This is a genomic window from Alkalibaculum bacchi (assembly GCF_003317055.1).
Lineage (GTDB): Bacteria > Bacillota > Clostridia > Eubacteriales > Alkalibacteraceae > Alkalibaculum > Alkalibaculum bacchi.
In genome coordinates this window covers 25,815-38,897 of record NZ_QNRX01000023.1, presented here as the reverse complement: position 1 = coordinate 38,897, position 13,083 = coordinate 25,815, and the positions used below count along the sequence as shown (strand labels likewise).

Annotated in this window: 16 protein-coding genes; 5 read left to right on the top strand and 11 right to left on the bottom strand. The window is 35.1% G+C overall.

Annotation, left to right across the window (positions count from 1 at the left end; all coding sequences use genetic code 11):
• Positions 1-260 precede the first annotated feature (260 nt).
• Complete coding sequence (locus DES36_RS13370) at positions 261-698, bottom strand: SLOG family protein (protein WP_242981776.1); 438 nt, start codon at positions 696-698, stop codon at positions 261-263.
• A gap of 131 nt (positions 699-829) precedes the next feature.
• On the opposite strand from DES36_RS13370, the gene DES36_RS13365 reads away from it, so the two are divergent.
• Entirely contained in the window at positions 830-1,072 is a 243-nt protein-coding gene (locus DES36_RS13365) for a helix-turn-helix domain-containing protein (protein WP_113921715.1), read from the top strand.
• Between the two features lie 463 nt (positions 1,073-1,535).
• On the opposite strand, the gene DES36_RS13360 is transcribed toward DES36_RS13365, so the two are convergent.
• From DES36_RS13360 to DES36_RS13345, 4 genes are all read right to left on the bottom strand, one after another.
• Positions 1,536-3,206: a hypothetical protein gene (locus tag DES36_RS13360; protein ID WP_113921714.1), complete on the bottom strand. Its 1,671-nt coding sequence runs from the start codon at positions 3,204-3,206 to the stop codon at positions 1,536-1,538.
• Between the two features lie 23 nt (positions 3,207-3,229).
• Positions 3,230-3,424 carry a hypothetical protein gene (locus DES36_RS13355; RefSeq protein ID WP_113921713.1) on the bottom strand — a complete coding sequence of 65 codons (195 nt, stop codon included), beginning with the start codon at positions 3,422-3,424 and terminating at the stop codon, positions 3,230-3,232.
• 801 nt (positions 3,425-4,225) lie between these two features.
• On the bottom strand, positions 4,226-4,654 hold the full coding sequence (locus DES36_RS13350) for a DUF1801 domain-containing protein (protein ID WP_113921712.1): 429 nt from the start codon (positions 4,652-4,654) through the stop codon (positions 4,226-4,228).
• A gap of 13 nt (positions 4,655-4,667) precedes the next feature.
• Positions 4,668-5,036: an iron chaperone gene (locus tag DES36_RS13345; RefSeq protein WP_113921711.1), complete on the bottom strand. Its 369-nt coding sequence runs from the start codon at positions 5,034-5,036 to the stop codon at positions 4,668-4,670.
• Positions 5,037-5,371: 335 nt separating this feature from the next.
• Between DES36_RS13345 and DES36_RS13340 the strand changes: the two genes are divergently transcribed.
• The 3 genes from DES36_RS13340 to DES36_RS13325 all read left to right on the top strand — a co-directional run bounded on the left by DES36_RS13340 (position 5,372) and on the right by DES36_RS13325 (position 8,020).
• Positions 5,372-5,560 carry a helix-turn-helix domain-containing protein gene (locus DES36_RS13340; protein ID WP_113921710.1) on the top strand — a complete coding sequence of 63 codons (189 nt, stop codon included), beginning with the start codon at positions 5,372-5,374 and terminating at the stop codon, positions 5,558-5,560.
• Positions 5,561-6,081: 521 nt separating this feature from the next.
• Positions 6,082-6,228 carry a conjugal transfer protein gene (locus DES36_RS13330; protein WP_113921709.1) on the top strand — a complete coding sequence of 49 codons (147 nt, stop codon included), beginning with the start codon at positions 6,082-6,084 and terminating at the stop codon, positions 6,226-6,228.
• 76 nt (positions 6,229-6,304) lie between these two features.
• Positions 6,305-8,020: a recombinase family protein gene (locus DES36_RS13325; protein WP_113921708.1), complete on the top strand. Its 1,716-nt coding sequence runs from the start codon at positions 6,305-6,307 to the stop codon at positions 8,018-8,020.
• A gap of 20 nt (positions 8,021-8,040) precedes the next feature.
• Here the strand turns inward: DES36_RS13325 and DES36_RS14950 are convergent, their stop codons facing one another.
• The 6 genes from DES36_RS14950 to DES36_RS13295 form a co-directional block, all read right to left on the bottom strand.
• On the bottom strand, positions 8,041-8,481 hold the full coding sequence (locus DES36_RS14950) for an RNA polymerase sigma factor (protein ID WP_170128319.1): 441 nt from the start codon (positions 8,479-8,481) through the stop codon (positions 8,041-8,043).
• Between the two features lie 500 nt (positions 8,482-8,981).
• A complete protein-coding gene (locus tag DES36_RS13315) occupies positions 8,982-9,179 on the bottom strand; it encodes a cysteine-rich KTR domain-containing protein (protein ID WP_113921717.1) in 198 nt (65 codons plus the stop codon).
• Positions 9,180-9,184: 5 nt separating this feature from the next.
• Positions 9,185-9,982, bottom strand: coding sequence for an ABC transporter permease subunit (locus DES36_RS13310; protein WP_113921706.1), 798 nt, complete (start codon positions 9,980-9,982; stop codon positions 9,185-9,187).
• Positions 9,983-9,997: 15 nt separating this feature from the next.
• Positions 9,998-10,795: an ABC transporter permease subunit gene (locus tag DES36_RS13305; protein ID WP_113921705.1), complete on the bottom strand. Its 798-nt coding sequence runs from the start codon at positions 10,793-10,795 to the stop codon at positions 9,998-10,000.
• 15 nt (positions 10,796-10,810) lie between these two features.
• Positions 10,811-11,692 carry an ABC transporter ATP-binding protein gene (locus tag DES36_RS13300; RefSeq protein ID WP_113921704.1) on the bottom strand — a complete coding sequence of 294 codons (882 nt, stop codon included), beginning with the start codon at positions 11,690-11,692 and terminating at the stop codon, positions 10,811-10,813.
• Positions 11,693-11,728: 36 nt separating this feature from the next.
• Positions 11,729-12,337, bottom strand: a complete 609-nt coding sequence (locus DES36_RS13295) for a TetR/AcrR family transcriptional regulator (RefSeq protein ID WP_113921703.1) — start codon at positions 12,335-12,337, stop codon at positions 11,729-11,731.
• Between the two features lie 353 nt (positions 12,338-12,690).
• On the opposite strand from DES36_RS13295, the gene DES36_RS13290 reads away from it, so the two are divergent.
• A complete protein-coding gene (locus tag DES36_RS13290) occupies positions 12,691-13,056 on the top strand; it encodes a helix-turn-helix domain-containing protein (protein ID WP_479722705.1) in 366 nt (121 codons plus the stop codon).
• Positions 13,057-13,083 lie beyond the last annotated feature (27 nt).

Below are 13,083 nucleotides of genomic sequence, written 5' to 3'. Positions count from 1 at the left end.
AAAACTGATTTCTACCTAAATTTTTCTGTAAAAATTCTTTATACGCGAGTATCCTAAATATTTACATTATAATTTGCCTATTCCGCAAATGCCTACCCTACATGTGCCCTACTAAAATAGCCTAATAATGTCTTAAATTTGTAATTTGTTGAAAAACGTCTCCTATTACCTCAGAAACGCTCACCTCAGCATTATCAGAAGCGCAAATCATATAAATAGGAACAAAAAAGAGCTTGACTTTTATAGTCAAGCTCTTTTTTTTATACCGATATTACTTTGACTTCTTTTTCCAAAGCATGGGCATACCGCATGGTAGATAATGTGCCACCTTTCTCTCTACCATCGTAGACAGCAATTATAAAGTCTGAGGACTGCACCATAAAACGATTACGTACAAGGTAACAGCTAGGGCTATACTCCTCTGCGTGTATTCCTACTACATTGCACTGAGTAAGTAAGCGTTGAAATTCTGTATCTTTGGTTTTGACACGATTGCGATTTAGTATGGCAGCTTCAAGAAATAGGTCGTGTTCTTCTTTTAACTCAGCTACAATTTCTGCAAAATATAGGTCAACACCTTCAGCAAAACCACTGATGAAATGGGTGTAACCATCTTTGATAGCTTCCATAATGGCATTTCTTAGAGCCTTCTTGATAGGCTCTATTTTTGATGGGTCAAGCTCTCTATGTCCTGTCACACAACAAGTTTTGGTTTTCATTTAATCACCTCTTCTACGCATTTGAGTATATTTTATCATAACTACAAATAATACGCAAGTGCGTACACTCGCAAATGTAAAATATTCTAAAATTATGTAGAGGTGATAGTATGCAGATTAAAGAAGCAATTGTTTTGCGATTTAAGGAACTTTGCCAGCAAAATGGAATTAAATACAACGAGCTTGCAACTCGTGCAGGTGTAACACCATCGACTGTCTATTCGATGATGGACAATACCCGTAAGGACCTGTCTGTTATCACAGTAAAAAAACTCTGCGATGGATTGCATATTTCCATTACAGAGTTTTTTAAGGACGATATTTTTAAAGACTTAGAACAAGAGATAAAGTAAGAGGTAGCCATGCAGATGCGTGGCTGCCTCTTACTTTATGATTATTATAGCTTAGAGAGAGGATTAAAACCCAATAGGGACACTTCTCATTTTTTCACTGGTTTTATCTTATCATACATTCAGCAATAAATTGCAACAATGTCACACAAAAACAAAGGTTATTCGAAATAATAGATCACTTTATTACAACGGGATTTGTGAGGGACGGGACTTTTCAAGTCAGATTTTTAAATTCTCAAGTGTCGATCCACTCTCATTTGCAAATTAACCACATTAAGGATGAGACTTCAAGCGGAAGTTTCGTCTTCTTTTATTTTAAGGTATTGGGCCCAAAACATCCCATCCCTAAGCAATTTCCCCTTCCAAGGTGAAACTTTTGCCTGAAGTCGCTCAATAACTTGACCCAAAATTTCACGTCCCTAATGGGTCACGTCCCTAATGGGTCACTAATGGGTCACATCTATTAAGTTTTACTCAGTTCATCTATAAAGGCTGGTCTTCTTCTATACATGGTAGCTAGCTCGTTAATTAACTCTTCTTGTTTTTTTACTCCTGCTATCTTTTTATATCTCTTAAGAATTTGGCAGACTCGCTGATATTCTTTTCTATTGGATGAGTTATCTGCCTTCTTTTTTATATGTTTTATATATAGGTCAATTACTTCGTCCTTGAATTTTTCCTTTAGCATATTAGCGTATTCTTCAATATTCCACGGATACTTTCTTACATATTCTATTATTTCATCTAAGTCGTTTTCATGTACTATAAGTTCTAGATAAATCTTACTAATAGGCCAGTGATTATTGTCTTTTAATTCTTGCTTTAAGTTATCATAAAAGGCTCTTTTGTCGCCTGTTACTAGCTCTTTGAGTTCTTTATAATATTCAAAATTTCCATCAAAGAGTAATTCCTTTGATAATCTTTGCTGTTCTTCCTTTAAAGAAAGCTTTTTATAGGCATTGTATCTTATCTTCTTCCATTTTGATACTAAGCCTGTGTATTGCTTATCTTGCTTTTCGCCTTCCATTGTCAATTCTACAACCCTAGAATAGTTCTTTTCTTTAATATACTTACTAATAAGTAGTTCTCTAAAAGAAGTGTATTTTGTATTCTCTTTTATAAACGCTACGGCATCTTCTTCACATCCATAAGTATCTATTATTTGAAATAATATTTGCAACATTTGTTCATTGTAATATTCTTTATATTCATTACTGGAATTCTTGCTTATAATATATTCAATTTTCTTCTTAAATTGCTCTCTTAAAGCTTCTATATCTGCAAATTCAATACATAATCTAAGGAGATCAATTTTATAATCTTCCCATCTATTAAAAGCCTTGTTATCACTTTGTGCAAGCACTTTATTAAATATCATTTCTCTTATAGAAATATCTAAATCAGCGCAATCAGTTATTATTTCTTTTATTAATTCTATAGTTTCTGATGCTAAATAACCTATTGCTCCATTAGAATCATCTGCGTATTGAAAAGCTTCAATAGCCTCATTGAGAACCATAAATGCAATATCAAAAGCTAATAATATATCATCCGTGTTTCTTGATCTTTCTAATAGATCTTCCATTTCATCTACATAGTCGTAGGTATCTCCATATGGGATAAAATCTTCTCTACCAGCATATTTGCTAACAATAGCTTCTATATGTTTTTTACATAATTTAAGCTCTTGATCGTTATCAACTTTTGAGTACCTTATAATAAGGCTATTTTCTAAAGTGCTATCCTTTTGGGTCATGTCTATTATTATTTTTATTAGATCTTCTTTGGAGAGATTGCTCAACACTTCTTTTATTTCTGGTTGTTTTGTTACGACTTTTTTCACGCTCAAATTATTATTTTTACCATTTACGATATCAATTAGCTCAAAATATGCAGCTACTTCATGTTTGCATATAGATCCAAAATCATAAGGGCAGTCACATTCTGAATATAGGATTTCTCCTTGATCATCTATCTTTATAACAACTTCATAATCATTATTTCCTTGAACTTGAAAAATATATTCATTATCTCTTTGTTTGCATATTTCAACTACATTGCCAACAATAAAATAGTCATATCCTCTATCTAAAATTGTTTTGTTTATTTGAGTCTTAAAATTATTTATGTTCACCTACAGTCCCTCACCTTCCTTTGCTAAAAGGGTAATTCTTCAGTATCATCATCTAATTCTTTTTGATCTATTAACCCATCTTCTATTGCTTGCTCCCATGTTATGCCATAAGCAAATCCGTTAGATGTATATCCTGCAATATAATAAAAAAATTCATCGCTATCTTCATCATCTATATCACAAATATTCACATCTTGTTTTTTTCTCTTGTTCTTCACTTTTTGTTAGCTCCCTTGAATATATACTATGATTATTTTCTAGAATCAAAGCTTGGTCATATTTTACCATGATGTGAAAATTATTAATAGTTAGTATTTTGACTGGATTTTGACAGAAAATTGGCAAGCTTGGGACAGGACCGGTGCGCCACGAAGGCGAGATTCCAAGTAATAAATATTACATGAAGAAAACTAGTAGGGAGCAGTTCTCAAGAATCTACCATTTTGGCACATTCTCCTGCTGCTTTACAAGGAGGTAGGAGAAATATGAACTTTCTTAAGTGAGAGCTTGTTCTTTAACTATATTATTATATGAAAAAAAACATGGCAAAGTCACTGCCTGTTTAATGAACAATTAGTTAGTGGTGGGTTGATTCTCACAGAATATAATAATATGCAATGATAATTATAAAGGATATTGTAATTTTTGTTGAATGTATGATAGGATAAAAGTAGTGAAAAAATGAGAAGTGTCCCAATAATGTTTCCAATAATGTTTCTATAGTTTTAAACTTAAATCCTTAGGTAAAGCACTTAAATAGGGGGTTTGCGAGGGACGGGACTTTTCAAGTCAGATTTTTAGATTCGCAAGTGTCAATCCACTCTCTTTTGCAAATTAACCACATTAAGGATGAGACTTCAAGCGGAAGTTTCGTCTTCTTTTATTTTAAGGTATTGGGCCCAAAACATCCCATCCCTAAGCAATTTCCCCTTCCCAGGCGAGTCTTTCAACCTGATGTGGCTTAAAAACTTGACCCAAAATTCTACGTCCCTAGTGAGTCTTTCCCTAGTGAGTCTTTATTAATTTCGCCCGTATTTATCTTCTAAAAATTCAATAGTGGCACTCATTAGCCTTTCAAGCGCTTCTAAGTCGATGTCTGAAAGCCTCTTAACATAGATGCAAGCCTTCCCAATTGTATACTTTCCTAAGTCTTTCAGCAAATACTCATGCTCGGGGTTCCCCGAAAATACATATAAAGATATTGCTGCTTTGCGCGGTGAAAATGCAACTAATGGCCAATCTCCTACTTGTCTGCTACGATCGGATTTATAATGATAGCTGCCAAATCCAATCATCGAAGTACCCCACATTTTGGGTGGATGTCCTGTAACCTTTTGCATCAGCTTCACAATTTCAAAACTATCCACACGCTTTTGCTCGGTATTCGCAAAGGTTGTAATGAATTCAAAAACATCTCCGTCGTGCTGCTTGGTCTTCAGTTCTGCCATATAAACGCCTCCTTTATCTCCAAAATTTTATCATATCTTTTTTGTTCTCTATATTATAATTAACAAGTTTGTGTAACAGATCAAAATCCACTTGATCTGTCCATTTGATTCTAAACAGCTCCTTTGTGTGAGAATATCCAGCTTGCTCAATTTCCTTTTTAGAAAGACTAATGACTACTGCTTCAGGTGCCACAGCTATATGCCCTTTAGCAACGCTAAAACCAATAATAAAAGTTCCATGGTCACTAAACATAGGTTGATTCCATTTGATTTCTTCTTTCAATTGACGAAACTTCTCTTTAACATATTTCAGGATGTTTTCCATTCGCTCTCTATTATCCGGCTCACGAATACTATCCAAGAACATTTGAAAATCTTTCATGTTTTTTTACTCCTTCCAACTATCTGTGTAAAGATAAATCATAAATTAAAATATATACCCAACATCCAACCTGTTCACGCAACCTCAAAAAACCCGAAAAACATCTAAATCGATCACTCGCAAACACATGTTATCTAAACTGGCCACTCGCTAGACACCGACATCTAAATTGCTCTGTCGCGTTCAAAATCATGCCTTTGGACTTGTTCCCACGAACCGATATTTTTATGATTTTCGCCCATCGAATTTTTTCTCTCAAACCTTGAAAGCCCGGTATTAGTGTACTTTCCGCACACTCACTTATCAACCCTTGACATCAATACCACCGTCTCCACGTGGCTGCAAGTGGTGATGTGGATGCTATCAATGCCGTTCTGAAACATTATGAAGGGTACATAGCTGCATTGTCCACGAGGCAGCTTTACGATAAAAGTGGTAATCAGCATTTGTGCGTAGATGAAGCATTACGACGCAGATTAGAAACTAAGCTAATTACCAAAATCTTGACTTTTAACGTAGCTTGACATAGGAAATATGCTCCCCTTTCCCTATTTTCTATTAACAGTTTTGTTATTAGACAAATGTTCCTTGACAAAGAAAGCAGGTCAGATAACGGCTTTGCAGTATAGGTTAAAACGGATACATTCCATTTATATCGAGCCAAGTGATTGATACGCCATGACTTCTATTTAGGGTGAGCGAACAATATCAGATCGCAATGCAAATATAGCAGTTTGTAGGCGATGACATATAAATGGGACAATGATACTCCCCTATAGCCACAGTCCGAGCGTTAAAAGCGTCGCAGGCAATGGGTAGGGTTTCGGCAGACCGTCGAAAGGGTTAAATTCCCGTGGAGCTGTGCCAACAGCCGTCCGTCTTTACTAAAAATAAACGATATATTTTAAATAAAAATCTAAATTAATATAAAAATGAAATGTAGGCTAGTGGTATTTTTGCTTATGCGAGTTGTATGCGTATTAAATTATTAGCCTACTCCTAATTCTGTAAATTTAAAAGTACTGGAGATAAAAGGGGGATTTCCATGAAAGATAGATTGATTCGATATAGTATGCAAATTGCCATGTTGGGACAATTATTGTCTCTGGCTTTGATAACAGAAAAAGAATTTACACTAATCAAAAATAAGCTTATGCATGATTATGGTATTATTTCAGACCTGACATCTTAATTGACATAATTGTCATCTAGACAATAAATTATTATACTGATTCCGTAATGATGAAATCTGAAAGGAGGAGGTTATAATGCATGAAGTTGAAGTAATCAGAGCAAATAAAAAAATATCTGAACGTACAGCTGGAAAGCTAGAGGACATTTTACGTGTTGCTCCTTATGCAAGGGTTAGTACGGATTCAGAGGAACAATTAAGCAGCTATAAATCTCAGGTTATGTATTATGAGGATTTAGTAAATAGTCGTAAAGATTGGATACTTGTGGATATTTATGCTGATGAAGCTATAACCGGTACACAGGTGACAAAGCGTGAAGATTTTCAGCGAATGATTAATGATTGTATGGATGGAAAGATCGATATGGTTATTACTAAATCCATATCAAGATTTGCAAGAAATACTTTGGATACATTGAAATATGTACGTATGTTGAAAGAAAGAAATATTGCTGTATTTTTTGAAGAAGAAAACATTAATACTATGACAATGGACGGTGAATTACTGCTTGTCATATTAAGTTCTGTAGCACAGCAGGAGGTTGAGAATATTTCAGCCAATGTTAAAAAAGGCTTAAAGATGAAAATGAAGCGTGGTGAACTGGTTGGTTTTGCAAGCTGCTTGGGGTATGATTATGATATTATTGATAAGAGCATTTCTATTAATGAAGCTGAAGCAGAGATTGTGAGATATATATTTGAACGGTATACAGAAGGTGCTGGTGCTTATGTAATCGCAAAAGAGTTAACCAAGCTTGGATATAAAACCAAATATGGTAACAGTCAATGGCATGATACAGGAGTTTTAGGAATTATTAAAAATGAAAAATATAAAGGTGATGTTTTGCAAGGCAAAACTTTTACAGTTGACCCTATTTCAAAAAGAAGGCTAGATAACCATGGTGAAGAGGATCAATTCTATGTAAAGGACCATCATGAGCCTATTATCAGTGAAGAAGTATTTGATAAAGCACAGGCAATTCTAAGTAAAAGGGGTGCTAAACATCGTGGCGTTCAAAACGGAAAGCGTGAAAAATACAGCAGAAAATATGCCTTTAGTAGTATGTTAGAATGTGCCTTTTGTGGAAGTAATTTGTCTCGTAGAAACTGGCACAGTGGTACTAAAAATAAAAAAGTAATCTGGCAGTGTGTAACCGCCACAAAGAAAGGCAAAAAATATTGTCCCCTTTGCAAAGCAATCGAAGAAAAGATTATTGAAGATGCTTTTGTAGAATCATATAAATTGTTATGCTATAATAATTCTGATGTGTTAGATGAACTTCTAAAAAGAATGGAAAGTGTTTTAAGTGGCAATGATTTTCAAAAACGACTGACTAAGATTGAAAATGAAATCCAAGCCATAGAGCAGAAACGCAACAGGTTGATTGATATGCGTTTGGAAGAAATAATAGATAAAGCAACCTATGAAATGAAATATGGTGAGATAGAATCAACTTTAGAGGAACTGTCAAGTGAAAAAGAGCAGTTGGAGAAGTCGTCTAAAGAAGAAATTGACTTAGAAAAAAGAATTGAACACTTTAAAAAGGTGCTTGAGAAGAATGAAGTTTTAACAGAATTTGATCGCTGTGTATTTGAAAGTATTGTAGATAAGGTTATTGTTGGTGAGATTGATGAGGACGAAAATGCTAATCCATATAAGCTAACTTTCGTTTATAAAACTGATTATTCTAATACTGTTCAGAGTAAAATGCACAAGCAGGCTAATAGAAAAAGAACTCAAAATGATGTGAAAGATTTGTCTTCCTATTCCTCAACCGACACAATACGATAAGAGGGTAGGAAAGCAGATGATTACTTCTTGTCTTGTTGCCCATAGATATCTCCTCCCATAAAGGTTTTTAGCTGTTGCAAGGTTCGTGTCCTTTGATACTGAACAGTAGAACGTAGCATATTTAGCTTGTCCCCAATTTCTCGGTCAGACAATTCAAGAAAATAGGAAAGCAGGATAATATCTCTTTTATGCTCCGATAAACTTTGTAGTGCCTCGATGATAGCATCATCTGTAACAATGATATCAAGCCCTAGAACATTAAAAATCTGCTCAGTAACAAGGTATTTATCCACTGTATAAAGCTGTTCCAATTCCTTTGTAGACAAATCTGAAAAAGTTGTTTCTCGACTACGTTGCCGCTTCAATTCATCGTAATAATCCCTTGCTTCATGCTTCAATACTTTTTTACAAAAGCTATCAAAGGCGTGTTGCTTGTCTTGCTCATGGTTATTAGGTTTCACATTCTCACCCCCTTTCGGGCGGTGACTTCCTTTTTCCCCTTTCACCACTATTACGGTGAGAAATGAAAAACTGCCAAACTTTTGAGAAAGTTTTTGAAAACAATTAAAAACAAACGCAAAAATGCCCGACTGAAAATGCAGTCGAGCATTAGTGGAACTGTTTATGTTTATTGAATGATGTATGTGTTCATATAGATGGCAATAATATCTCGTTGGGGGATATAGCCTTTTTTTAATGGATAGAATTTGTATGCCCTATAGTAAGTAAAAATATACACGGCAATACCTCCTTCGATACCGCCGTGTCCTAAAAAAGGGTAAATTTAATAGACCCCCCGAAAACCAATTTTTAAAAAAGGGAAAACAGCAGTCGAAATGTAGTGTTTCAAACCGCTGCAACATCTCAAAACGCAATATCGTTGTATGGCAACGGTTTTGTGTTTAGGTGCTATATTGTAGAGCCAAAAAAGAACCGATAACTGCAATTCTAACCTTGCATACTATCGGCTCTGCGTCTTTGCGTCTGGCTCTTTGATAACTGACATATTCATTTGTTGTACATTAATTAAAGTTTCATGTTTGCATTTCGGGCAAAATAATGGGAAATTTAACAATACTGTGTCCTCGTGAACTTTAATCCGAGTCTTGTTTTGGCAAGCAGGACAAAGTATCCATTCAGCTTTTTTTGTCAAAGCCATTTCATTTAGCAATGTATATCTCTTTTTTTGTATAGCTTATAGGTGAGGAAAACGAAAACTGCAGCGAAGAATAGGCTTAGTAGTAGATATACTGAACTGATCCCATTTGTCACAACATATGGAGCAAAGAAATATCGGAATGGGGTCAGAAAATTCAAAAACTCCATATTTCCTACAAATTCAATAACTGTTGCTAAAACAAACGACAACGCAAAGAATGAAATCGCCATTGACATTGCTGTGCGGTGATAATTGAACAGAGACGAAAAAAACAATCCAAGAGCAAGGCATAACATTTGTGCAAAAAACATACCAATCATAGTCGTCAAAATTTCGGGCATGATACTCTCGCCGTTCATTTGAGAGACCAATGTAAGGATAATACACAAAAATGTAAAAATTGTCATACATAGAACATTAATTGCGGCTGCGATGATTTTTCCACTGATAATGGTTTTGCGCGAATACGGCATTGTATATATAAATTCCGCGGTCCTGTCCCTTTCTTCTTTTGCTATAATGGTTGCCCCCAACACTATCGCATGAGCAAAAGCCACCATGCTATACCATAAGTACATACAAACATAGTAACCGAGGGGTGTATCTATGGGCAGAATATCCATGCCGAATATTACTTTTACAATGCGAGGCAGCGCGTCCATCATCGGCATAATAGACACCGCATTTTCTACAACGGTTCCGTATTCTGCGGCTCCAATCGCCACCATGAACAGCATTCCAAACATCCACATAAAAAGGCCTTTTCGGTTTGCCTTTAACTCTCTGAAAACAATTGCTTTCATATCTGTACCCCCTTTCTAAAGTACCATCTTTATATCTTTTTTCATGTAAATCATATAGCTTGCTACTATGGAAATTACAAGCAATACGATATATAATATCAAGTAACTGCTTTCGTATTGTGTATTTTCCATAATATAGTTGCTGTTAAAATATCGGAACGGTGAAAACCGCCTTGCAATATCACTATTGACGACATTTGAAAACAGCCCTGTAACATAAAGTCCAAAAGCAGCCCCCAGCGCAAGCGGTAATGTAGAGCCAACCCTTGAAATAATTACGCCGATTAGAACGCCAATCAGTAGAAAAAGAACTTGCAAAAGAGGAAATACAAGTGATAAAAGTGCGAATATAGCATTATCAAAGCCACCACCTGTTGCGATGAACATTGCCACAAATCCACCAATGCAATATGCAATGGCTATAATGAATATCGCACATAAACCCGCTGCCATCTTTGAAAGAAATATCTGCTTCCTGCTATATGGCTTTGTCATTAAGAAATCTGCGGTATTTTGCATATGCTCTTTGGTTATAATCGACAGACCGAGATTGATAGCATGAATACTGGCGGCGAGCATTAGGAAGCTGCTCAAAAAAGCGTACACTCCGAGTGGGCTGAAAAAGTTTTCCGCACTAATCCCCATTGCATCCATCATAGGATTGTCTTGAAGCGAACTCACGACTGACGATTTATCTTCCGTCATAATTCCGCTGAACATTGGAAGAATAAACATAATCGCCAACGATAAGACCAACGCCCATATTATAATTGAGGTTTTGTATTGCTTTAATTCAAATCGAAACACACACATAAAATTCACCTCCCGTTATTTGTAGTAGTGCATGAATATCTCTTCGAGTGACGGTTCTTCTATCAGAATGTCAAGCATCTGATGTTGTCGGAGACTGTCAAGAAGAATGTTTACATCGCCTTTGAATAAAAAGTTGACTTGCGCCCCATTTTGTTCAAAATTGCTCACTCCCTCCATATCAAGCGTCTGAAGTTCAGTTGTTTCAGTCATATGAAGAATTATTTTTTTGTAGGCATTGGAGCGCATAGTTTCAATGTTCTCAAGACTAATTACTTTCCCATCTTTGAGAATTGCAATTCTATTACACATTTTTTGAACTTCACTCAAAATGTGGGAAGAAAACAATATGGTTACTCCCTTTTGATTTTCCTCGCGTAGAATATCAAAGAATGTCTGTTGCATCAAAGGGTCAAGACCGCTTGTCGGTTCATCTAACATCAAGAGCTTTGGCGAGTGGAGTAACCCTGCAACAATCCCTACTTTCTTTTTATTTCCAAACGATAAGTCACGGATTTTTCGGGTGACATCAAGGTTAAGGCGAAAAGTTAATTCCTCAATCCTCTTTGAACAGTCTTTTTTGTATAATGTCGCCGCATAGCTCAGCAAATCCCGCACCTTCATATTTTCATAGAAAAAAGTTTCAGAGGGCAGGTAGCCTATATCCTGCGCAATAACAGGGGCTTCCTTGATACAATCCTTTCCGAAAATAGTGGCACTTCCTGATGTTGGATGAATCAAAGCTAATAAAGTACGAATGGTAGTAGATTTCCCTGCGCCGTTTGGACCAATGAAACCAAAAATTTCCCCTTCCTTAACAGAAAAACTAACATTATCAATCCCTCTATGCTTGCCATATTGCTTTGTGAGATTCTGGATTTCAATTACATTTTTTGTCATAATAATATTTCCCCTTTCAACATTCTTTTTTTATAATCACTTATAAAAATTCCTTTTAAAGAGTTGCAGACATTCTTCAAACACTCTATATAATTCATCATAATCAGTCTCTTCCACGTCTGAAATTTTGCTCATGTATCCCTCAGCAATCCAGTCAATCATGTTCATGACAAGCTTTGGGTCAATATCATCTTTAAATTTTGAAAAATCTGCGCCATCAAAAGTTATTTTTTTTCCGATAGTTTTGCCATCATCTTTGCAAAAAATAGTTCTTATCTCTTCCTTAACTTCATCATCATTTTCAAAATATGCACTCTGAATAAACGAAGGAATATTAGGATGTTTTTCCATCAAAGTAAGCTCAAGCTTGTTAGTATGCAAAATCCTATCAAATAAATCTGTAATACTGTCATCAAATTTTTCGACAACTTCAGTGCTAATACTGTCGACACAGGTATTTACCAAGTATAGGTATAGCTCTTTCTTTGTTCCAAAATAATGGAATACCATAGCTTTGGAAATTACTGCAGTACTGGCTATATCACTTATAGATGTTTTTTTATATCCATGCTTTGCAAATGTTTTTAATGCGGCATCAATAATTAAATTTTGCTTTTCCATAGGTAAATTCAAAAAATTTTCCAAGTAGTTTCCTCCTCATTGAAATTTAATAAACCGAATTGGTTTATATGTATGATAACACGATAAACCAATTCGGTCAAGGTTTTTTTACTCATTTTATTTTTTTTACTCATTTTATTTTGAAATATATACGTTTGTAATTCTAATCTTTTGTCTACAATTTTCTAATTATTCTCGTTTTTTTCTAGCACTAAATCAAACTGCGATAATTGTATGAGTATCCATCGCTGTAAAATACTAAACCACTAAACTAATAATTACAAGAAAGACATATGACTTATTTTAATCACCTATATGATATATGTACTCATATCCAATGAAAAAGATGAACAGTAAAATGTAGTAGGGTGAAATAAATCATGAAACGAAAAGTCGAGAAGTACGATTTTAAAGCTTTAGGTCAAGCAATAAAGGATGCAAGAAATTCGAAGGAAATGTCAAGAAATCAATTAGCGGATAAAATGAACATCGCACCTCGATATATTGCATCTATTGAGAATAGTGGGCAACATCCAAGCTTACAAATTTTTTATGAACTTGTCACCATTTTGGATGTATCGGTAGACCAATTCTTTTTTCCAGATAAAGAAGCAAACAAATCATCACAACGTAGGCAACTTGATAGTCTGCTTGATGAAATGGACGGCAAAGATTTAGTTATTATCACTGCTACTGCAAAAGGAATAAAAGAAGCCAAATCAGACGAAAGAACGGAAAATTAACCGTTCTTTTTCCTTTGTGTTCTATTT

Coding starts and splice junctions, on each gene's coding strand:
- DES36_RS13315 (WP_113921717.1), bottom strand. CDS start 9,179: ATGGCTTTGACAAAAAAAGCTGAATGGATACTTTGTCCTGCTTGCCAA.
- DES36_RS13345 (WP_113921711.1), bottom strand. CDS start 5,036: ATGAAAGATTTTCAAATGTTCTTGGATAGTATTCGTGAGCCGGATAAT.
- DES36_RS13325 (WP_113921708.1), top strand. CDS start 6,305: ATGCATGAAGTTGAAGTAATCAGAGCAAATAAAAAAATATCTGAACGT.
- DES36_RS13300 (WP_113921704.1), bottom strand. CDS start 11,692: ATGACAAAAAATGTAATTGAAATCCAGAATCTCACAAAGCAATATGGC.
- DES36_RS13365 (WP_113921715.1), top strand. CDS start 830: ATGCAGATTAAAGAAGCAATTGTTTTGCGATTTAAGGAACTTTGCCAG.
- DES36_RS13310 (WP_113921706.1), bottom strand. CDS start 9,982: ATGAAAGCAATTGTTTTCAGAGAGTTAAAGGCAAACCGAAAAGGCCTT.
- DES36_RS13350 (WP_113921712.1), bottom strand. CDS start 4,654: ATGGCAGAACTGAAGACCAAGCAGCACGACGGAGATGTTTTTGAATTC.
- DES36_RS13305 (WP_113921705.1), bottom strand. CDS start 10,795: ATGTGTGTGTTTCGATTTGAATTAAAGCAATACAAAACCTCAATTATA.
- DES36_RS13330 (WP_113921709.1), top strand. CDS start 6,082: ATGAAAGATAGATTGATTCGATATAGTATGCAAATTGCCATGTTGGGA.